Source organism: Anaerococcus senegalensis JC48, assembly GCF_000321005.1.
GTDB classification, from domain to species: Bacteria; Bacillota; Clostridia; order Tissierellales; family Peptoniphilaceae; genus Anaerococcus; species Anaerococcus senegalensis.
On sequence record NZ_HE578907.1, the window covers coordinates 737,206 to 755,929 of the forward strand.

Below are 18,724 nucleotides of genomic sequence, written 5' to 3' on the forward strand. Positions count from 1 at the left end.
CTTCTTCTGTCAGTATCCTTTGCATTGCTATTTTGTATTTCTTGTTGTATGGATACTTATTGCTATCTATTAACCTTCTAACATTTAAAGCGTCTTTCTTGCACAAAAAATGGGCGTGTTGCTCATAAGCACCGCCATCTCTAATTAGTATCCGCTTTCTTTTTGGTAGTTTTGGATAATATTTAATTGTTAGTTTCATAATCATTAATAGTTTTTTCTATATTTTTATATCCCTCATGTAAGCCTTCCACCATACCTCTTAAAAAAGTTATTATGACTGGAGCTAAAACTAAATACCAAGACCAATTAATGTAGCCCAATGCTTTTAGTATTATTAAAGCTATTTGTATTAAAACCACTACTCCTCCTTAAAATGTGCAACAGTCGTACACCTACACCTAGGATGCCATAAAGGGATATTATCTCCCTCGACTGCTTCTGATATCTTCACAATATCCCCATTATGAGGACTACAATGCCTGCAAGCTGTAGGCTCGGTCATTATTTCTAAATACTTATAACCACCGTCCTTGTATGCTTCTATTTGCGTTTGTATCCATACTCTGCCAGATTCTGTATAGGCTAATCTTTCAGTAGCATTGGTGATATTTTTAATATCCTTACTAACTAAATCCCTAAGCTTTTTCGCAAACTCTCTAGGATTTTTTCCTTGAATTACAACCGATTCAATGTTTCTTTCAATTCGTCTCGATAATTCTCTTGTATCTCTCCAAACTCTGTCGGAAAAGTGTGCATTATGATAATCTTGATTAACAATAAATCTCGCCCTTCTTTCTATTCCTGTTCGGTTTATATTAAGTCCCAAAATACTTGCTTGGCGTTTGTACTCAGAAATAGAGCCTTTTATCAAATGGTCTTGAAGTTCATTTTCAACCTTTGAACCAGTCCCTATAATGTGAAGCCTTACCATTTGATTAAGCATTTCAAGTCGATTAAGTCGCATTGTAATGTTATAAAGCTTCATTTCTCGGTTGGCTTTTTGACTAAAATCTTTATCTTTTACATAAGTTTTTGCAAGATACTTATAATCTTCAACATCAGCCTTTTCAATCCTTTTTCTAGCCTCGTTTATAGATATTCCCTGGCTATCTGAAAATCGTGTAATTTGCCCCTGTATTTCTTTATTTATATTTCTTAAAAGCTCGTTATAAATATAGGCTATTCGTTCTTTTACGAACCTTTCATCTCTATTTTTGGATTTCAGAAGATTTTGGTACTCTCGCCTTCTCCAATATTCCTTGCTCGTCGTTGACATCTTCCATGCTCCAATCGTCGCTATGATCTTTTTCTATATCAGTATCAAATTCATCTTCTTCTTTCATCTTCTCAATTTCTTCTTTGGCATTATCGACAATAGAAAGATAAGATAAACCAGTTTCTTTGCTCACCAATCCATTTAAAGAATTAACAACCTGTGCTTCTTCTAATACGTTTTTAGGAGCGTTTCTAGTGAATTGATAGGTAATTCCCTTATAAGCTTCCTTATCTCCCCAATTTGGCAAATTACAGAGTAATTTATATCTAGTATTTAAACCAGCAGTAAACTTACGCTCCTTAGATTTACAAAGATTATCCAAGCCTTGCAGTTTATAAGATAAAGCAATACCAGATGATGTTCCAAAGTTTTCATCAGACAAATTTGGCACCATAGAAAGTTGATAAATCTTTTCTTCAAGCCTATTTAATAAATTTTCTTGCGTTTGATCAGCATCGGGTTTTGATAAAAATCCAACATCAGGAATAGTTCCATCAGCCTCGTTTGATGTTTTATACAAGTTCCAAATCCTATTTTCTTTTAAAAATCTGACTTGTTCTTCTGTAAGTTCTACACCAACAACCTTTAAATATGCATCAGCAAAATAATCAACATCATTTGCTTTTTCACTAATAACCTTGTCAATCTGATTTATAAGTGTATAAACCGATTCAAAAGCTGCTTGGCACTCCTCATTTTCCCTATATTCTATAATAGGACAAAAACCAAAATAATGAGGATATTCCTCAGAAATATAAAGTCCGTCCTTGCCCTCTTCAAAATAATAAATCTTTTCAGAATCAGAAAAAGTGCCTTTTAATTTTTTATCTTGATCTAAATAATAATGCACTCCATACCTAACCTTTTTTCTTATAGAATTATCCCTAATAACAAAAGTTTCAAGAGGACTAACATGCAAAATATTTTCGACTGCTTCCTCATCACAATAAAGCATTTCATAACCAACACCAAAAATAGACATATCCTTTGCTAACTCGTATTGCTCATCATCAATATTGTTGTAATCAGATATATCAGTAAGCTTGTTGATATATTCTTCACTATCGTGATTAATCTTAATAGGAATACCCAAAAAATATCCATTAAGAGTATCCACAATATACTTAGCAAAGTTCATAACCACCTTATTATCAGGCTTGTTAAGTGGTTTAGGTTCGTCAAATAAAATATTGTGCTTGCCTTGGTACATATTCAAAAGAGGCTCGTATCTTTCACTTACCAAGCTTTTATGTGCATTAATAAAACCCTCCAAACTTTCAAGGTCCAAAGGGTCATCTTTATCAATTATAAATTCTTTAAAATCGCCAACGATTGCTTTTGTATTTATCAAATAAAACCTCCTTTAAATAGTTTAATAGTGCCACCTTTCCCAAATTGATATTCCTCAGTTGCATACCTAAGAGCATCTAAAAGGTGGTTAAAATCATCTATCGGTTTATTAATATTCTTGCCAAACTTGTCCTTGTCCCATTGGTAGTTGGATATTTCCGTAAGAAAATTCACACATTTTGGGTGGATAATAATTTCAAACTCCTGTAAATAAGTAACTCCATTCATAATAGAGTCCTTGCCTTTTTTTGCCCCTTGAACTCTTGTTAGTCCCAAAGTCCTAAGTCTGTCATTACTTTTTTGTTCAGCAGAATCAGCAATGATTTTTTCTTTCTCATATCCTAAGCTTTTGATTTTCTTTGCTATCATTTCATTAGTCATAGCCTTTTGGTAAAATTCGTCCCAAATGTAAATCTTATGATCTTTAAAATCTACAAAGGCAACAACAAAAGCCGTAGGATCATGTACATAACCATAGTCAAGACCAAATACCGATTGAAATTTCCTAACATCTTCTAAATCAAAACTTTCTTCTCTCCAGTTTTCAAAGACTAATCCATCAACAATTCCCCAATTTCCAAGTCCAGCAACCTGGTATCTTCTAGGATTGTTTTTCTTCATTCTCTCAAAAACTTTTCTATCCGATTCCTCAAGCCATTCATTGCACTTGTAATTTGTAGTTATAGCTAAAATATCATCATCATTTTCCACATCAAAAAAACGCCCCTTAATCCAGTGGCGTTCATTCCAAGGGTTAAAAGATAAAGTTATCTGTTTAAATAAATAATCAGGAACTTCACCCCTTATAGATTCATCAAGAGTATCAAAAGCAGCTTCGTCCATTATCTCGTAAGCCTCCTCAATCCATAAAAAACACAAATAACCCTTATCAACAGTAACAGAAGTAATTTTTAAAGGATCATCCATTCCCCTAAAAAGTATCTTCTGCCCAGTAGGTAAATATGTAAGCTCCAAAGGACTTGTAGTAGACTTCCAATGCCTATCAACTTTAAGCCTATGAATTGCCCACTTAAGCTGGTTAAAACAAGAATCTTTCAAAGTTCTATAAGTTTTCCTAACAACAAGAGCATTTGATTCGGGATATTTCATAATCCTATAAATCAAATTCATAGCAGTAGTAGTTGATTTCTTAGAAGCTCTTGACCCCTTAACAACCCTATACCTGCCCTTGTAATTCCAGAAAGTTGCATAGCCTTTTCCAACAATATCTGGCAAATAAACATCGCTAATCTTCAAGTTCATCAGCTCCTGAAATTATAGTCGGCACATCTAAAGTCATATCAACCTTATCAGTCCAAGAGCCGTATCTCTTTCCTAAAAGTTCAGCAGCCTTTATCCTATCCTTAGCCGATATCTTCATAGATTGAATCTTTTGTTCGAAGTTTCCAACATTAACTAAAACATCTTCTCTTTCTTCATCTCTAACTATTCTAGTCAAGAATTGTAATATCTCGGTTTGATCTGCAATAGTTTCAGACTCAAGTTCCTTCATTCTTTCTTCGATGTAACTTGAAATCTGTCCATTATTTTCCAATAAAAACTTAGTAGCATTTTTAGCATAATTCTCACTATAACCCGCATTTATAGCCGACTGATAAGCATTCCCTGTCTTGATGTACTCATCAGCAAACTTCTTTTGTTTAATTGTCAATTTCTTCAAAGCACATCACCCCTTTCTTAAATCTATCAACTAGGCTGCCAAAAAAAAATAAAAGATAACTTACACGCACTTTTTAAAACAATAATAATTCGAAAGGAGGTTTTGGCAGCTTAGCTCATAGATTTAAATAAAAAAAAGACAGGTTCCCACCTGCCTAAAATGTTAACTTTACAACTCCATAGCCGTTTTGATAACGGCTTATATTTTAACACTTAATAATATATCATCTAAAGATAAGATTGTCATTCACTTCTTGTTTACCTTAAATTATATTTAATATTCTTTAAGTATTTTATTAATAGCTTTTAAAGCATGATCAGACTTCTTCCAAATAGCAGATTTACTTAAATGTAGCTTATTCCCCATTTGCTCCATAGTCATATCGTTGTTAATCCAAATGTGATACACAATAGATCTATAATCATCATCTTTTAAATTTTTAAGGGCATACCTTATATCAGCATTTTCAAGCCTTATTTCCGCTATTTCCCTATCAATATAATTTATCTTATCAATAACTTTTATTATTTTTTCTTCCTGTGTAGACCCACCACCTTGGACTGCTTCACTATCAGACATACAAGCCTTAATACCATCAATACTTGCTCTTAAATTATTCCTTTTATCGATTTTCATATCGATATAATCTAGGTCATATTTATATTTTTTTAATCTTTTCTTAACACTTTCCCTTTCAATCTCGTTCTTGACCTCTAACACGCTTTTTCTTTTCCTATAAACCATTATTTCTCCTTATGTTTCCAAAAATTTAAACTCATTCCCATACTTAAACAAAAACATCTTCTTTTTAAGCTTGTATACATCAGTTTTGAAACCTTTTACATCTTCAACAATCCATATCTTTTTATTATTATCAAAATATTTAAAATCAGCCTTATAAACAACTTTTCTGATAGTTTTCCCATTATGAATTTGTTTAGGAATAAGCTCAAAACTCGGTTGTAACTCTAAACAAGAAATAGCCTTTCCTTTTTCAAGAAGCTTTAATTCCTTATACCTTTTAGCTTCTTTCTTGCTATCAAATTTAATGCCGCCAATTTCAGTTTTTACTGCTCTATATTTACTGTATCTTGGCACTTTCCGATCTCCCTATTTAAATATGTTATATCCTTTCTTAAATCTTCTACCTTATCACCTTTTTTACCTGCCCTAGCTATATACTTAAAAGCATTACCAATATTAAAATTAAAGTTAAATGCATCTATTACATCAAAAGCTTCAATCCCGTTTGATTTATAATAGCCTGGTCTAATCTCTTTCATTAAAAATCCCCTTAAAACTAATTTTCGTTTCTTTCTCCAAAGTATCTGTAATATCTTTTAAACTAACACTATCATCATCTAAACAATCCATAGTCATTTTAAAATAATCAATAAAGTTTTCTAATCTGCCTCCCCCATATCCCTCTTTATCTCGTAAAAACATCATGGGTATAACAATTAATTGTTGCAGGGCTATATCAAGCCCTATGTTTTTCCCTTCTTCAAATTCAGTTTTTCTAATAATATCTACATCTTTTTTGGTGTAAATATTTTTTCTAATTCTCATTCAAATCACTCTCTTTTACAAAGCTACCATTTTTTATAACACCTTTTCTGTTTGCTATCTCGCTATAGGCACTTTCTACGCAGTCGATAAATTCTAAATCATAAAACTCTGCTACCATAATAATTCTAGTAAGTAGCATATGGATGTCTTGATTGTAGTGTTTGTCAACAAGTAAAGACGCACAATCACACATCAGATTTTTTATATACTCATACTTATCTGCATATTCACCTATTTCTTCAGATCTATTTAAAAGATAGATGGCATTTAATAAATTTTGTCTACGGTCACAAATTAAACATCCTACAACCAAAGTAACAAACACATCTCCAATAGCATCTTTGATATCCTTAACATTGTTTTTACTAATAGCTATGATAAGTTCTGACACTTCTTCTGCTGTCTTGATAACCTGACCTTCAACAGTCCCCTTTTTATCAAGGCTACGATCAATAGCCCATTGTTCAATTAGTTCAATTAGTTTAATTAATCTTTGCATTATAATTTTCTCCCTTTTTCTTCATCGTCATAATGGGACGTATAGTTAACACTAGGGCTTTTTATTTGGTGCTCTACCAACTGAGCTAATGGCACTAACTTGCACATATAGTTAACACTAGGGCTTTTTATTTTAAATATTTTTTTAATCGTTTTAATTAATTTATATTTAATGCTTTTTTTCATTCGACACTCCATTCCTTTATTTTATCCAATTCAAACTTCCAAACACCTTCATCGTAATCTTCTATTCTTAAAGTAGCACCTATGGGGATATTATGAAATCCCTCTCTTCTAAAATGTTCCATAATTTCATAATGCAAAACCCTTCCTATTATAAAAGTATCGGCTCCATTTTCAGCTTCTTTTAAAACAACTTTGATTGTATACATTCTTCCACCTTATAAATGTCTTTCATCGTATTGCCATTTCTTTGTAGTTAAACTACTACTGCCATCCCTATTAACTACACGTCTCATTCCTGTATCTGTTTTTAAATAGTCAAAATAATAAACTTCCTTTAAATCTTCTTCCATGTATTCTTCTTTAGGATTTAATTCTATCCACTTTTTTATTAAAGCTTTAGTGTTATAACCTCTTTTATAAGCTTCTTTCTCAAATTCTTCCTTGTTCATTTTTTAATCCCCATATCCATCAATTTCGCAAATGCTTCTTCTGCCTTAACATCTGTAATTCTATATTTTAATTTCAAGTTCAATTGCAACACTATATCTGAATCAGGGATAATATAGCTATTCTTCGTACAAGATTCAATATAACAGTCAATAATGCTACTAATCACTTCTATTTCTTTTCTAGTCATCATTACAGGGTATTTTTTATCACTCATTTTTCAACCTCATAATTAAAATTTGAAATCATACCAACTTCTGTTCTTCCATCATCAGCTAAAAATATTTCATTAACATCTTCAGTTAATTCAAAAATGACGTCCTCATCATCAAAACTCTTTTTTATATTAACCATTTCCTCTTCACTAACTTGGACTTCACAAGCATAATTAAATTTAATTTTTAATATCATTTTTCTTCTCCTATCCAAATTTCAATAACTCTATCTTTTCTTAAATATTGCAAATAAGAACTATTCTCGCTACTGCAATTAATTACATCATCATCACAATACCAATCATCCCAAAAATCATTTACATTGTCAGCTTTTATAATCTTACAAGGATAATCCTCATCAGAATAGTGTCTACAATCATCATAATAAAGTCTTACAATCATTCTTTTACCTCTTCTAATAATTCTTGATCTTCGTAAATATTTCCTACTACATAACAATTGCCAGCAAGCCTAGTAGTTTCATCTGAAAAATCTTCAAATCTGATATAGTCATTTTTAGTTTTTACATATGCTCCAAAGCAATTAATAATAACTTCGCCTTTAAACGATTCTTCACCGTCCCTGTATTCCACGATGTCACCTTCGTATATATCCACTCCATTTTCATCTTTTAAACCTATAGATTGCATTAAACTTATATCATTTGTAAGAAATATAGTTTCTAAATTTCCATCTCCATTAAAATCAACTAAAATGGTGTTTTCATTCACAACTCCAATGCTATAAATCATTCTTTTGTATTTATTAAAATATGCTCTAAATTTAGGTATCATTCTTCCACCTCCCTATAATCCCAACTAAAGAAACTCATCACATACTCGTACAATTCTTTTTCAACTTCTTCTTCGGTTAAATCATCGTCTAACTCTAAAACATCTTCAGTAAAGTCTAAATTTGCTGTAATTTTATATTTCATATTTTTTTCTCCCATTCTATAATCGGATATTCTGTCATAATCATTCCATTAATTGCAAGACTTGTAATAATATCTAAAGCTGTCCTTGTATCGCTATATCTACAATTCGGTCTTTTGTGTATTCTTGGGTCGCTATCAGACCAATCTATAATATCAATCATTTCTTTACTTAGAAAAATCATTTTACAACCTTTAGCCACGCATAAGTAATAGCAACCATTTTTGCCATAACTACCTTTACACTTTTTAAACCCGTATTTCTCATATTCTTTAACATCTTTAGTTGGTTTTAGCGTCATTTTTTTGACCTCTCTTCCTCCTTTTTAAAAGCATCTCTTATAAAAAGGAATAAAACTATTTCGAAAATTAATTTTAATTTATTTGTTCCACTAAAATAGCTTACAAGCCAAAAAATAACTAAAGCAAAATCAATAAAAAAACTACTCATCTTCAACCTCCACCAACTCAAAGTCTTCAAAATTTGTATGAAACTTTTCTCCCATATTCTCAATCTCTTTAAGGGTGAATTGTTTCTTATACCCCATGACTGTATACATAGCGTTTAACCATGGAGTGCCATCTGACTCATAAATTTGAAAATATCTACTATCTCCGTTAGTACATTTAAAATACCTATGTTTCAAATAAAACCTAGTTTCTTCCTTTCTATCCTCAATAGGAGTCTTTGCATACTCAACAATAAGGTTAAAAAGTTTGTCTTGATTTGTCCATTCAACATCTACAAAACAGAAAGAATTAATAACATATACTCGATACGTAGATACTTTAGCAACAGTAAATCCATCACTAACTATATCTATACATGTAACTCCCTTATGAGCCTTAAACCCTAACTCGTCAACTCTTTTTATAAATTCATTAGTTTTCATCTTCCACCTCCACAACTTCAACCTTATACCCTCTACTATTTAAACCTTTCCTTTGATTTCTCATCTTAGAATAAATAGTCATCTTATTCTTACCACTGTCTTTTGCTAATTCCTCAATACTATTACCAACAGCAATAGGCCACTCCAATTCATCTGCCGTTACCATAAAATATAATTTTTCCATAATTCACCTAAAATGGAATCCTCCCCTCATCTTGCACCTCTTGGAAATCATCATCAAAGAAAACATTATTATTTGCTCCGTAATTGCCTCTAGATTGATTTTGATAACCTTGACTACTATTTGTATTAGATTTATTATCCGCCCCGTCCTGCATTGTTCTAGTAAGAAATTCGACATGTTGAGCGACAATGTCCGTGGTAAAAACTCTATTACCGTTATTATCTTCATAAGATCCAGTCTGAATTGATCCATCAATTGCACATTGACTGCCCTTTTTTAGATATCTACTAGCATTTTCGCCCATCTTTCCCCAAACAATAATTCTAGGAAAATCAGCAGTCGGTTTATTTTGTGCTTCTAATTCCTCTTTTTTGTCCTTAGATAAATTCTTATTTACTGCCAAAGTAAATTGGCAAACTGCCATACCCGATTGTGTATATTTTAAATCAGGATCTTTGGTGAGTCTGCCGATCAGCAAAACCTTATTCATATAAACTCCTTCTCCTATTTTCCAAATAAAAATTAACAACAGAATCAACATCAGCTTGATTTTCACAAATCTTTAAAACTTCAACCCATTCGCCCTCGTGGTTTTCCTCAATCACCCAAAAGGCTTTATCACTTAATACATGTTTAACAACTAATCTAGTTTTGCAATCAATATTCCTAATAACTTCCGATTCATTTTTATTATCTTTTCTGCAATCATCAAGATTTATTAATTGGTCTATAAGCTTTTTACATTCATTTTCTACGTATCCTTGGTTGCAATGTGCAGGATTATCCCCTGCATGGTTACAATCAAAACCAAGTACATATCCATCTTCAAGATCCATGTCCTCTAAATCCATAATTCTACTCAAATAATCTGAAAAAGTTATTCCTCCATGAACCTCTATGTCGTACTCTTTTTTAAAATCCCAGTAAAACTTATCAACTAATTCATGATCATCTGGTAAAATCACATATCCGTTATACCAATTAGTCGACATAAGAACTCCTTCTAACATTTCTCTAAAAATATTGTCGTATTCTTTATCTTGGTAAATGTGTTTTATGAAATACATATATCCCTTGTAATTATCTACTCTTACTACTTTATCAATCATTCATTTCTCCTAAATGTTTACTTCACAACTTCTAAAACATTAAAATTATTTTTAATAGTTCCTGCCTTAACCTTAACTACTTCCCCACTATCTAGGACGAAAAGGTGATAAGTACACCCTTTCTCCTTGTGGTTGTTCTTATTAATCTTTGCAACATTCTCCAAATTTATAAAAACCTCTATATTTTCCTTGTCCTTGCATCTAATAAATTTCATTTACTCTTCTTCTCCTGTAAAAGGGATAATATAAATTACATCATTTAGGTTTATAATAAAATTATCTCCCCTTAAATAACCCATATCATCAAAACACATATTATTTAAACTACCTTCGTAAAATACAGTTGTTTTTCTTCCATCTTTAAATTTAACTAAATATTTCATTTACTTACCTTTCATTCATAATTCTTTCAAATCTCTTTGCCCTTGCTTTCTCTGCATAACTTTTGTATTCATCTTTAAGACTAGAGTTTTGTTTCTTGTCGTTATAATTGCCTTCCAAAACCTTTATAAAATTATTAGGTTTAATAAACCAATCAATAGTTATCCTAAAATCACTCACATATCCTTTAAGAAATTTACTTTGATCAATACTTTTAATAGCTTTAATTACAGTATCCAAACCATGTTCATTTATCCTTGCCTTTAACATGTTATATCTTTGTGTATTTGCATTTAATGTTTGTATTCTGGGGATATTTTTATCAAGAGAATTCCAAACACTTATTATTTTTTTATTCCACGTATCGCTAGACGTATCGTCCTCCCTATCGTTACACGATTCATCTTTACTACTTGGAGTGTTGAAATCTTCAACTTCTGACGTATCGTGGTACGATACGGGGTACGTATAATCATTAACATTAACATTATCATTAACATAATCATTAACATTAACATTAACATTAGATATAGCACTTCTTTTTTCTATTTCTTCTTCCATCAAAGACTTAATCATTTTGTCTACTGATCTATTAGATTTTAACCACCAATCTGACATAACTTTGTGAACCTTAATTATGTTTTCTGTAACCGTAACTTCTGATAAAAGTTGCCTCATCATATCTTCAATAGGCTTTCCGCCCTTAGAAACTGTATATTTTAAGGCTCTATAAATTGCTATTTCTTGGGACTTGTAATCATAATTAATTCGGTTGTATTTATTCATAAACCTATCTACTAAAGTTCTTACAGCCTCTGGACTGTAGCCTATTTCAAAAGCTATAAGCTTTATAGGTAGCTTGAATATCCCAAGGGCATTGCCCCTCGGACAAGTCAACAAGTACATCATAAATAACTTGTCCTCTGGGCTATACTCATCAATAATTTGTTCATCATTCCAAAATTCACGTTCAATTATTGTTTTAGCCATCAGCACCTCCTTTCTTCAAAACTCAACCTATTCACTTACAGGTTCAAACCCATCTTCAAAAAATCCCGTTTGAGCTATATCCTCACTCTTTATTTCTCCCGTTTCCTTGTCTACATTCTTTGGAGCTTCTTTCTTGTCTTCTTCAACTTCCACTTCATAATCAACATCAAATTCAATTGATCCGTCATCTTGCTTTTTATAGTCCTTAAATTCAGCATTATCAAAACTTGTAGCTTGAACCAAACTATTACTTTCAATCGCTTTAGGTGCGTATTTTAGAACTTGAATAAGTGCTGACTTTTTAGCCATAGAATCAAAATTTGTTTGCCAAGGTCCGTTGTTATAGGTTTTTGAATATGTTCTTCCGTACCTTTCGGCATCTGCCTTACTCATATAAAAAATATCTTGACCACCGTCTTTGGTTTGGTAAATTGCATAGTAACCTATAACATCTCCACTATCTCCAGCTAAACAAGGCTCATGCTTTACTTCTCCTGTTCCATAATTCAAATAAAAATCTTCATTTTTTCTTACTTCTCTTGCAGTTATTCTTTTAAATTGTCCAGTATTATATGCAAGCTTTAAAAGTCCTTGATAGCCCACTTGAAAATTAACTTTGTTCCCATAAGGAATTAAGTAAGCTTCCCCAAGTGGAGTATTAAATTCAAGCCCTAGTTGAGCCGAATTCATTATTGCTGCAAGTAAGCTTGTAGAATCACAATTTGCAAGCTTAGGATTTGAATTAATTGCAGTAAGTGCAGTCCTAATAAACTTTTCTGTTGGCATATACTTAGGCAAAGCCATTTGAATTTGGCTTTTCATACTTGTAAGCAATCCCCTAACCGTATCTTGTTTTCTTTGTGCTGGCGTTTTGTTTTGTGCATTTTTCTTTAGTGCGTTTTTTGCGTTAGTCATTCTTAATCTCCTTTACAAATAGTGCGTCGTTATTTTTCAATATATTCATCAACTCTTTTTCGTCTTTTCCGTATTTCGCAGCTAGAACAGCCCCTGCCAGTCCTGCTACTAGCATTGAATCAAAAAGTGTAGGATGAAGTTCATTAAATGGTTTACTAATTGTCATTTCAAAATTCTCCATCAATTTTTCTTCGCTGCCATCCCACATAACATCTAGCATTTTATGCATTGAACTCTTTAGTATCTCTAACAACATTTCGTTCAATAACTCGCCGCCATTCCTACTATCTTTTTTATTCATTTACTTTCTCCTTCAAATAAAATCTTCTTCCTTCACTCTGTTTTACATATTTCTTATAAAGTTCTGGTTCGTCTTCTTTAAATTTCTTACTGTCAAATCTATTAGAAATATAAGGCTTATAAGATACAGTCAAAAATTCATTTTCTCCATAATTAAAATCTTCCATTTGGAGTTTTATCGTCTGTTCTATCTCCTTATTTTGTTTTTCTAGTTCTTTAATTAAACTTTTACGGTCGATATAGTCCTTAAAGGTATCATTGCCTATCTCGATTGTTTTTGTTTCTTCTATGCCACCTTTAAATCGTTTTTTGAGACTATCATCATAAAGACTAGTTCCGTCTGGTGCTGGCACTTCATTTGCTAGTACATAATCGTTCCAAAACTCCCCTTCTTGTTTTCTTATCATGTCTATAATTTCTTCGTCTCTTTTGATTTCTCGAATTATAAAATCAGTTGAAAATATCAGACAAGCTATATAACATTTCTCAGCCCCCGTTACTGCCATATAATGGTGGCATTGGAGTTCGTATTGGATCGGTATTTCTCCATCTTCCCAATTGCTTTTTCCATAAGGACTTGTTGTTTTACATTCTAGGATTGCTTTTTCTCCTACAACCTCTCGGTCTATATCAGCAAGCATGAATGGATATTCATTATCTACCATCATGAAATTATTTCGTCTTACCTTTTTTCCTGTCGCTTCACAAAATCTTTTTGCCACATATTCTTCAAGGTCTCGCCCTTGCCTTAAAATCTCATTATCTTCTAAAGAGCCTTCAATTTGCCCAGTCTTTTCAAAAAATAATTGTGCCTTACTCTTCCAAGGATTAAGACCACAAGCAGCGGCACAATCACTCCCGCCTATTCCTTTACGTCTTAACTCTAGCCATTCTTTTCTTGTTAGTTTGGTAATATTTGCAATATTTTTCATAACTTATCAATAATCTTCCACTTCTTCTATGCTGTCATATTCAATTTCAATATCGCTTTTTTCTACATCTTCTATGTCCCACATAAGTATTTCATCTTTTATCGCTTGCAAGATATCATCAGGATCACTATCTTCATAAGCTGCTACCTGTGCTCTTGCCTTTATTGGGACTTTAAATTTAACCTCTATCATTTTTACACCTCATATAAATCTCCGAGCATTGCTATCAACTGCCTATCTCGTCTTTCCAGTTCCTTATCTAATGCTTTTAAAAAATTACTATTATCTAAATTTGCACCATTTTTTTCCAAAAGAATAATTCTTTTCTCTATAAATTCAGTCTTCCAATCTTTTATAATTTCTTTTATATCTTCCATTTTTTCTCCAAATCATGTATAATAGTTCCATAAACAAATTTCATTAAAGCCGATTTGCGTCGGCTTATTTTTATGCCCTAATTGACCCTATGCAAGCTATAAACATTGTAAATATCCCGCTTGTTTGTATAACTTCATTCCTACCGAATAACGCTAATATTAGGCTTAATAGACTTACAAATATTAAAAACATACGATCTCTTTTTCTATCTCTTTCAGGTTTTGCTGCTAGTATCAAATCTAGTTTTGTATATTTTGTTCCGTCCCATATTTCCTTTACTTCGCTTCTTTTTCTAACTTTTTTATTTTCCATAACTTCCTCCTAATTTTTAAATAAATTTTGTTCGCCTTTTAAACATCTATCTAGTGCGTTTTTATCAATTTTGTATGTGTGTCTTGTTGACCCCTCTCTCTTATATGCAATACCAAATGTGCATTTATTATTTTTTAACATTTCTCTAACTTGTTGCTCCCCCTTGCCAAGCCTTTTTGCAGCTTCTGATATTCCAATTATGCTTTCCATTTCTTCCTCCTACTCCACTTGATCAAATTCTTTACCGTAAAAGAATATTGCACTTTTATTTTCAATCTCTCCTACACCTTCAAATTCAAATACATCTTGTATATCTTCTGCTTCTATAAAAATTGTTATTCTTGTATCATCGTCATATTTATCTAAAATCTTTTTTAATTGTCTAATATTCATATTTTCTACCTTTCTATCATTGGTAAGTAGCCATTTTTCTTTAATTCGTCATACAAGAAAATTCTTCCCTTTTGTGTCCACTTAGTAAGTAGCCTTACATCTGTAGTTCCATCTTTCTTTTGGTAAGAGTGAGTTTCAGAGCTTGTATATCCCTTATCTTGTATCTTTGCATATAAAAGCCATTGTCCGCCTTGGTTATATTGGATTCTTAACTCATGTAAGAGTTTATTCATTTCCTGAGCACTCATTCCATAATCTTTTGCTATAGCACTAACCTTTATTAAAGATTTGTTTTGTAAAATTTTATCTACATAATCAGCCTTTGGTTTTAACTCACCGATTATTTGGTCTTTTTGTTTATTTTCAAGCTTTAATCTTTCCATGCTTTTTTGTGCAATAAGAACGGCTTTTGCCATAATTTCTTCTTCACTATCATTTTTATTAGCTAGCATATAGCCACCGTCTTTTCTTATAGCTGGTATGACTTCATGAGTAATCCATCTTTTAAACTGTTTAGCTTCTTTTTTTCTACTTGCTAAAATCAAATTATATAATCCATACTCATTAACCACATTAGTAGCTCCACCAGATAACCCTAAGTTGAACTTAGCCTTCTCATCATCGTCCAATCTACTGACAGCAACTGTTGGATTAGTTAGTTCTAACGCACTACATATATCTATAGCTACAAACCAAGGCTCGTTATTTTCATCTATAACAGTTCTTATCTGTCCAAACTCATTGTTTTTAAAAATTTTTAAATCTTTCATTCATTCTTCCTCCTTAACAATTAATATAGGTTTAAGTTCGTCTATATTTTATTCAAAACACGTTTTAATTGTATTTTTATTTAAAAAAATATCGTCTAAACCAACACCGAAATAATCAGCAATTTTCTTTGCAGTCTTTAAATTCATATTGTCTGAATTTTCAACCTTGCTTAATGTTTGTTGGCTAATACCTATTGCATCAGCCACTTCTTTTTGACTTACACCCTTATAAGCCCTTAATAATTTAATATTGTTCACAATAATAACCACCCCCTTAAATCTTTTCTTAGTCTCCAATGGTATAATATAAATAAAACACCCAGGAGAAAACTATGTCATTTTTAAAAAATAATTCAGAAATAATATCTACAATTATTTCAATAATAGCCCTCTTTCTATCAATCTATTCAGTTATAAAATCTAATAAAATAAATAGATTTGAAATAACGATAACTGATGTAGAATATGAACCTATCTCAAATAAAATAAGAATCAATTTTTCATTATTCAACAATTCAATAAAATCACTTTTAATCAATAAGATAGAATTCTTTTCAACCAAAACAAAAAGTAAATATTATCCAGATAACTTTGATATTGACGCTTATTACAAGCAAAAATCAGAACAAAATAAACCAAAGCCAAAACCAAAAGACCCTTTGTTTGGGAACTTGCTTAATACAAGTGATTTAGTAAGTTCATTCACAATGCCTGAATATGCCCAATCTTACGAATATCCATCAGAAACATCTAACTTAATAATCAAACCAAATGATTATCTAAATCTAACCTATTATTTTGATGAGATTAACGCAGAAACAACAATAAAAATCACTGCTAATGAAAGGCTTACTTTCTTTTCAAAAGAAAAATCATTCTCAGTCATCCCTATTAAGTCTAAATAAAATAATAGAATTCATAATCAAATGTATTACTAACATTACAAGAATTAATAAATCCATTACTCCTCCTTTTTAATTACCTGATCCTATACTGTTGATGATTGGCTCAACGATTTTTACAAACAGTACGAAGATAATTAGTAAAAGTTTTGTTTCCGAGCCTGAGCCTAACAAGCAAAGGCTCTTTTTTATCTTTTCCTTTTTTAAAAGTTTTATTATCTTTTTTCTTCATATAACAACCACCAATCAATTTCATAAAATTCACCAAGTTTTTTTGCATATCTTACAGGCAATTCCAAATCGCCCTTTTCATACAAATAATAAGTATTAATATGACAACCTAAAATTTTTGAAACCTTATTTTTGCTCAGTCCTTTTTTTCTCCTATAAAACTTTAGTCTACTACTCGTAGTATTTCCCATTTTTTCCTCCACAATATATTGTATATAATTATTTTTTTAAGTATAATATTATCAAACAAGAAAGGAGGTGCCCTATGAATCAAGACTTGGCAAAATACATTAATAATTGGATCAATTCTTCTTTAGATAATAGCTCAAATTCTGATACACAACTATCAGCCGACCTAAAAGAAATCAAGAAAACTCTTGAAAATTCAAGCTTAAATGCAGATGAATCAAAAGCTATATATGAATCAATTTACAAAACTATAAAGGCTAGTGTAAATATTTCTATAGTAGCTACATTGGAAGTTCTCGAGCAAAACGGATTCAAAATTTCATAATTAATATTTTTCAAAAGTGATATAGGGACGATATTCTTTAATATTGTCCTTATTTTCTTTTCTATCTAAGTTCTTATTTATAATCTCAATATTTCCGTAAGAATCAATCCTTATTATATTATTTGATTTATTTTCAATAGATATACATCCATCTTTCAACTTAATTTGCACTTCAACTTCTTTATTATCAACTTTTTCTTCCATATATCCCCTTCCTACCTAAAAAAATTAATCAAACTTAACAAAATACTAAAAATATTCAAACCAATTATAATTTTTAAAACATTTGAAAGTTTATTTCTATCATCTTTCATTTTTTCTATAGAATGAGTATAGTATTGATATAGTAGGGCTATGCCCTAACTATATCTATTATTTTGATGATTAACTCAATTAGCTTATCTATTAAACTGATTACCGCAGTAGCTAAAGCTAATTTTATGAGTTGATCATCTTTTTTATTGTCTTCTTTACTCATTCAATCCCCCTTTCTTGATTTGTTAATTATATAATACACGTTTTAATTGTATTTGTCAAATATTTTTTTAATTTATACTTGTATTTTTTATATAAAACACGTTTTAATTGTTGTATAATACCATTTTTAATTGTAAAATACAGTCAAGAGGTGATTATAATGCAAATAAAAGATAAATTAAAACAATTAAGAAAAGATAGAGGACTTAAACAAGAAGATGTTGCCTTTAAATTAAATATGTCTACAAGTGCGTATGGTTACTATGAACAAGGAAAAACAACTCCACCTTTATATAACTTGAAAAAACTAGCAAGTCTTTATGATATTTCAATATCAGAATTAACAGGAGAAAAAAACGACACAGTAGAAATGCTAGGTCAAGCAGTAACAATGAATAAATACCCTTACATAGACGATTACGTATCAGCAGGATCACCAGTAAATATAGAAGGTATGAAAGACGTCCCAAATATCTATGTACCAGATGAACTCCTTGGATCTTATGCAGGAAGCAAAAGATTATTCTTCCTTAAAGTAAACGGCGAATCGATGAATAAAATAATTCCCAACGGTTCAACTATAGGTGTAATAAGCTACGATAGTATTAACGATCTTAAAAGTGGTGATATAGTTGTATATTCAACTAAAGATGGAGAATATGCCGTCAAATATTTTTATAAAAAAGATTCTAAATTAATATTTAAGCCGTCTTCTACCCTAGACTATTATTATGATTTAGTTTTTAATATCGAAGATAATATAAGTATCATTGGTAAAGTTGTAATTTATTCAGTTATGCTTTAGAAAAATATAATACTTAAAATACGCTATTAAGTTAGTATGGGGGACTAACTTTAATATAAAATGTGAAAATAAAAAGGAGAAA

General features: G+C 31.0%; 42 protein-coding genes. 3 read left to right on the plus strand and 39 right to left on the minus strand.

The annotated features are described in order from the left end of the window. Window positions 1-182: 182 nt before the first annotated feature. From ASHG_RS08980 to ASHG_RS03830, 36 genes are all read right to left on the minus strand, one after another. Window positions 183-359, minus strand: a complete 177-nt coding sequence (locus ASHG_RS08980; protein WP_156981407.1) for a hypothetical protein — start codon at window positions 357-359, stop codon at window positions 183-185. Continuing rightward, the gene (locus tag ASHG_RS03675) at window positions 359-1,276 is read right to left on the minus strand and encodes a minor capsid protein (protein WP_040397590.1); all 918 of its coding nucleotides are present in this window, start codon (window positions 1,274-1,276) and stop codon (window positions 359-361) included. Before ASHG_RS03675 ends, ASHG_RS08980 begins: the two co-directional genes overlap by 1 nt. Further along, window positions 1,209-2,627 carry a phage portal protein gene (locus ASHG_RS03680; protein WP_051145877.1) on the minus strand — a complete coding sequence of 473 codons (1,419 nt, stop codon included), beginning with the start codon at window positions 2,625-2,627 and terminating at the stop codon, window positions 1,209-1,211. Before ASHG_RS03680 ends, ASHG_RS03675 begins: the two co-directional genes overlap by 68 nt. After that, on the minus strand, window positions 2,624-3,889 hold the full coding sequence (locus ASHG_RS03685; protein ID WP_051145878.1) for a PBSX family phage terminase large subunit: 1,266 nt from the start codon (window positions 3,887-3,889) through the stop codon (window positions 2,624-2,626). Before ASHG_RS03685 ends, ASHG_RS03680 begins: the two co-directional genes overlap by 4 nt. Then, window positions 3,873-4,307, minus strand: a complete 435-nt coding sequence (locus tag ASHG_RS03690) for a terminase small subunit (protein ID WP_040397592.1) — start codon at window positions 4,305-4,307, stop codon at window positions 3,873-3,875. The genes ASHG_RS03685 and ASHG_RS03690 overlap by 17 nt, the downstream gene beginning before the upstream one ends. Before the next feature lie 273 nt (window positions 4,308-4,580). Continuing rightward, window positions 4,581-5,051 carry a DUF1492 domain-containing protein gene (locus ASHG_RS03695; protein WP_040397593.1) on the minus strand — a complete coding sequence of 157 codons (471 nt, stop codon included), beginning with the start codon at window positions 5,049-5,051 and terminating at the stop codon, window positions 4,581-4,583. 9 nt (window positions 5,052-5,060) lie between these two features. Then, complete coding sequence (locus tag ASHG_RS03700; RefSeq protein WP_040397595.1) at window positions 5,061-5,405, minus strand: DUF1064 domain-containing protein; 345 nt, start codon at window positions 5,403-5,405, stop codon at window positions 5,061-5,063. Next, complete coding sequence (locus ASHG_RS03705; RefSeq protein ID WP_040397597.1) at window positions 5,375-5,590, minus strand: DUF3310 domain-containing protein; 216 nt, start codon at window positions 5,588-5,590, stop codon at window positions 5,375-5,377. The genes ASHG_RS03700 and ASHG_RS03705 overlap by 31 nt, the downstream gene beginning before the upstream one ends. Further along, window positions 5,577-5,876, minus strand: a complete 300-nt coding sequence (locus ASHG_RS03710) for a hypothetical protein (RefSeq protein WP_040397598.1) — start codon at window positions 5,874-5,876, stop codon at window positions 5,577-5,579. The genes ASHG_RS03705 and ASHG_RS03710 overlap by 14 nt, the downstream gene beginning before the upstream one ends. After that, window positions 5,866-6,267, minus strand: coding sequence for a nucleoside triphosphate pyrophosphohydrolase family protein (locus tag ASHG_RS08735; protein WP_208853623.1), 402 nt, complete (start codon window positions 6,265-6,267; stop codon window positions 5,866-5,868). Before ASHG_RS08735 ends, ASHG_RS03710 begins: the two co-directional genes overlap by 11 nt. A gap of 107 nt (window positions 6,268-6,374) precedes the next feature. Continuing rightward, a complete protein-coding gene (locus ASHG_RS03720; RefSeq protein WP_040397600.1) occupies window positions 6,375-6,560 on the minus strand; it encodes a hypothetical protein in 186 nt (61 codons plus the stop codon). After that, entirely contained in the window at window positions 6,557-6,766 is a 210-nt protein-coding gene (locus ASHG_RS03725; RefSeq protein ID WP_040397601.1) for a hypothetical protein, read from the minus strand. Before ASHG_RS03725 ends, ASHG_RS03720 begins: the two co-directional genes overlap by 4 nt. Before the next feature lie 9 nt (window positions 6,767-6,775). Next, on the minus strand, window positions 6,776-7,009 hold the full coding sequence (locus tag ASHG_RS03730) for a hypothetical protein (protein ID WP_040397602.1): 234 nt from the start codon (window positions 7,007-7,009) through the stop codon (window positions 6,776-6,778). Continuing rightward, window positions 7,006-7,224: a hypothetical protein gene (locus ASHG_RS03735; RefSeq protein WP_040397604.1), complete on the minus strand. Its 219-nt coding sequence runs from the start codon at window positions 7,222-7,224 to the stop codon at window positions 7,006-7,008. The genes ASHG_RS03730 and ASHG_RS03735 overlap by 4 nt, the downstream gene beginning before the upstream one ends. Further along, window positions 7,221-7,418 (minus strand): hypothetical protein, encoded by a 198-nt coding sequence (locus ASHG_RS03740; RefSeq protein ID WP_040397606.1) that lies wholly within the window; start codon window positions 7,416-7,418, stop codon window positions 7,221-7,223. The genes ASHG_RS03735 and ASHG_RS03740 overlap by 4 nt, the downstream gene beginning before the upstream one ends. Then, the gene (locus ASHG_RS03745) at window positions 7,415-7,624 is read right to left on the minus strand and encodes a hypothetical protein (RefSeq protein WP_040397608.1); all 210 of its coding nucleotides are present in this window, start codon (window positions 7,622-7,624) and stop codon (window positions 7,415-7,417) included. The genes ASHG_RS03740 and ASHG_RS03745 overlap by 4 nt, the downstream gene beginning before the upstream one ends. Continuing rightward, a complete protein-coding gene (locus tag ASHG_RS03750) occupies window positions 7,621-8,016 on the minus strand; it encodes a YopX family protein (RefSeq protein ID WP_040397610.1) in 396 nt (131 codons plus the stop codon). The genes ASHG_RS03745 and ASHG_RS03750 overlap by 4 nt, the downstream gene beginning before the upstream one ends. Further along, window positions 8,013-8,159 carry a hypothetical protein gene (locus ASHG_RS08985; RefSeq protein ID WP_156981408.1) on the minus strand — a complete coding sequence of 49 codons (147 nt, stop codon included), beginning with the start codon at window positions 8,157-8,159 and terminating at the stop codon, window positions 8,013-8,015. The genes ASHG_RS03750 and ASHG_RS08985 overlap by 4 nt, the downstream gene beginning before the upstream one ends. Next, window positions 8,156-8,458, minus strand: a complete 303-nt coding sequence (locus ASHG_RS03755; RefSeq protein WP_051145880.1) for a hypothetical protein — start codon at window positions 8,456-8,458, stop codon at window positions 8,156-8,158. Before ASHG_RS03755 ends, ASHG_RS08985 begins: the two co-directional genes overlap by 4 nt. 141 nt (window positions 8,459-8,599) lie before the next feature. Then, a complete protein-coding gene (locus ASHG_RS08740) occupies window positions 8,600-9,049 on the minus strand; it encodes a hypothetical protein (protein ID WP_051145881.1) in 450 nt (149 codons plus the stop codon). Next, complete coding sequence (locus ASHG_RS03765) at window positions 9,039-9,233, minus strand: hypothetical protein (protein ID WP_040397611.1); 195 nt, start codon at window positions 9,231-9,233, stop codon at window positions 9,039-9,041. Before ASHG_RS03765 ends, ASHG_RS08740 begins: the two co-directional genes overlap by 11 nt. 7 nt (window positions 9,234-9,240) lie before the next feature. Next, the gene (locus ASHG_RS03770; protein ID WP_040397613.1) at window positions 9,241-9,723 is read right to left on the minus strand and encodes a single-stranded DNA-binding protein; all 483 of its coding nucleotides are present in this window, start codon (window positions 9,721-9,723) and stop codon (window positions 9,241-9,243) included. Then, window positions 9,716-10,342, minus strand: coding sequence for a hypothetical protein (locus ASHG_RS03775; protein WP_040397614.1), 627 nt, complete (start codon window positions 10,340-10,342; stop codon window positions 9,716-9,718). Before ASHG_RS03775 ends, ASHG_RS03770 begins: the two co-directional genes overlap by 8 nt. Before the next feature lie 17 nt (window positions 10,343-10,359). After that, window positions 10,360-10,557, minus strand: a complete 198-nt coding sequence (locus tag ASHG_RS03780; RefSeq protein WP_040397615.1) for a hypothetical protein — start codon at window positions 10,555-10,557, stop codon at window positions 10,360-10,362. Next, complete coding sequence (locus ASHG_RS08990) at window positions 10,558-10,725, minus strand: hypothetical protein (RefSeq protein WP_156981409.1); 168 nt, start codon at window positions 10,723-10,725, stop codon at window positions 10,558-10,560. It abuts the gene before it with no gap. 4 nt (window positions 10,726-10,729) lie between these two features. Further along, complete coding sequence (locus ASHG_RS03785; RefSeq protein WP_040397617.1) at window positions 10,730-11,713, minus strand: hypothetical protein; 984 nt, start codon at window positions 11,711-11,713, stop codon at window positions 10,730-10,732. Window positions 11,714-11,740: 27 nt separating this feature from the next. Then, window positions 11,741-12,628, minus strand: coding sequence for a recombinase RecT (locus ASHG_RS03790; protein WP_040397619.1), 888 nt, complete (start codon window positions 12,626-12,628; stop codon window positions 11,741-11,743). Continuing rightward, window positions 12,621-12,848 (minus strand): hypothetical protein, encoded by a 228-nt coding sequence (locus ASHG_RS03795; protein WP_167320520.1) that lies wholly within the window; start codon window positions 12,846-12,848, stop codon window positions 12,621-12,623. The genes ASHG_RS03790 and ASHG_RS03795 overlap by 8 nt, the downstream gene beginning before the upstream one ends. A 73-nt stretch (window positions 12,849-12,921) precedes the next feature. Next, on the minus strand, window positions 12,922-13,860 hold the full coding sequence (locus ASHG_RS03800) for a YqaJ viral recombinase family nuclease (RefSeq protein WP_040397622.1): 939 nt from the start codon (window positions 13,858-13,860) through the stop codon (window positions 12,922-12,924). A 6-nt stretch (window positions 13,861-13,866) separates the two neighbouring features. Then, complete coding sequence (locus ASHG_RS03805) at window positions 13,867-14,052, minus strand: hypothetical protein (protein ID WP_040397624.1); 186 nt, start codon at window positions 14,050-14,052, stop codon at window positions 13,867-13,869. 2 nt (window positions 14,053-14,054) lie between these two features. Beyond that, a complete protein-coding gene (locus ASHG_RS03810; protein ID WP_040397625.1) occupies window positions 14,055-14,237 on the minus strand; it encodes a hypothetical protein in 183 nt (60 codons plus the stop codon). Window positions 14,238-14,307: 70 nt separating this feature from the next. Next, entirely contained in the window at window positions 14,308-14,550 is a 243-nt protein-coding gene (locus tag ASHG_RS03815) for a hypothetical protein (protein WP_040397626.1), read from the minus strand. A 9-nt stretch (window positions 14,551-14,559) separates the two neighbouring features. Next, window positions 14,560-14,760, minus strand: coding sequence for a hypothetical protein (locus tag ASHG_RS03820; RefSeq protein ID WP_040397627.1), 201 nt, complete (start codon window positions 14,758-14,760; stop codon window positions 14,560-14,562). Between the two features lie 9 nt (window positions 14,761-14,769). Then, on the minus strand, window positions 14,770-14,943 hold the full coding sequence (locus ASHG_RS08995) for a hypothetical protein (protein WP_156981410.1): 174 nt from the start codon (window positions 14,941-14,943) through the stop codon (window positions 14,770-14,772). Between the two features lie 5 nt (window positions 14,944-14,948). Continuing rightward, entirely contained in the window at window positions 14,949-15,713 is a 765-nt protein-coding gene (locus ASHG_RS03825; RefSeq protein WP_040397629.1) for a phage antirepressor, read from the minus strand. A gap of 48 nt (window positions 15,714-15,761) precedes the next feature. After that, complete coding sequence (locus ASHG_RS03830) at window positions 15,762-15,971, minus strand: helix-turn-helix transcriptional regulator (RefSeq protein ID WP_051145882.1); 210 nt, start codon at window positions 15,969-15,971, stop codon at window positions 15,762-15,764. 74 nt (window positions 15,972-16,045) lie between these two features. Here ASHG_RS03830 and ASHG_RS03835 point away from each other — a divergent pair, with 74 nt between their 5' ends. Next, the gene (locus ASHG_RS03835) at window positions 16,046-16,618 is read left to right on the plus strand and encodes a hypothetical protein (protein ID WP_040397630.1); all 573 of its coding nucleotides are present in this window, start codon (window positions 16,046-16,048) and stop codon (window positions 16,616-16,618) included. Between the two features lie 212 nt (window positions 16,619-16,830). On the opposite strand, the gene ASHG_RS03840 is transcribed toward ASHG_RS03835, so the two are convergent. Next, window positions 16,831-17,037 (minus strand): helix-turn-helix domain-containing protein, encoded by a 207-nt coding sequence (locus ASHG_RS03840; RefSeq protein WP_040397632.1) that lies wholly within the window; start codon window positions 17,035-17,037, stop codon window positions 16,831-16,833. Window positions 17,038-17,111: 74 nt separating this feature from the next. On the opposite strand from ASHG_RS03840, the gene ASHG_RS03845 reads away from it, so the two are divergent. Further along, window positions 17,112-17,360, plus strand: a complete 249-nt coding sequence (locus ASHG_RS03845; RefSeq protein WP_040397633.1) for a hypothetical protein — start codon at window positions 17,112-17,114, stop codon at window positions 17,358-17,360. On the opposite strand, the gene ASHG_RS03850 is transcribed toward ASHG_RS03845, so the two are convergent. Continuing rightward, window positions 17,361-17,564: a hypothetical protein gene (locus ASHG_RS03850; RefSeq protein ID WP_040397635.1), complete on the minus strand. Its 204-nt coding sequence runs from the start codon at window positions 17,562-17,564 to the stop codon at window positions 17,361-17,363. 148 nt (window positions 17,565-17,712) lie between these two features. Beyond that, the gene (locus ASHG_RS09470) at window positions 17,713-17,838 is read right to left on the minus strand and encodes a hypothetical protein (protein WP_262359290.1); all 126 of its coding nucleotides are present in this window, start codon (window positions 17,836-17,838) and stop codon (window positions 17,713-17,715) included. A 159-nt stretch (window positions 17,839-17,997) separates the two neighbouring features. Here ASHG_RS09470 and ASHG_RS03855 point away from each other — a divergent pair, with 159 nt between their 5' ends. After that, window positions 17,998-18,642, plus strand: a complete 645-nt coding sequence (locus ASHG_RS03855; protein WP_040397636.1) for a LexA family protein — start codon at window positions 17,998-18,000, stop codon at window positions 18,640-18,642. Window positions 18,643-18,724: the final 82 nt, after the last annotated feature.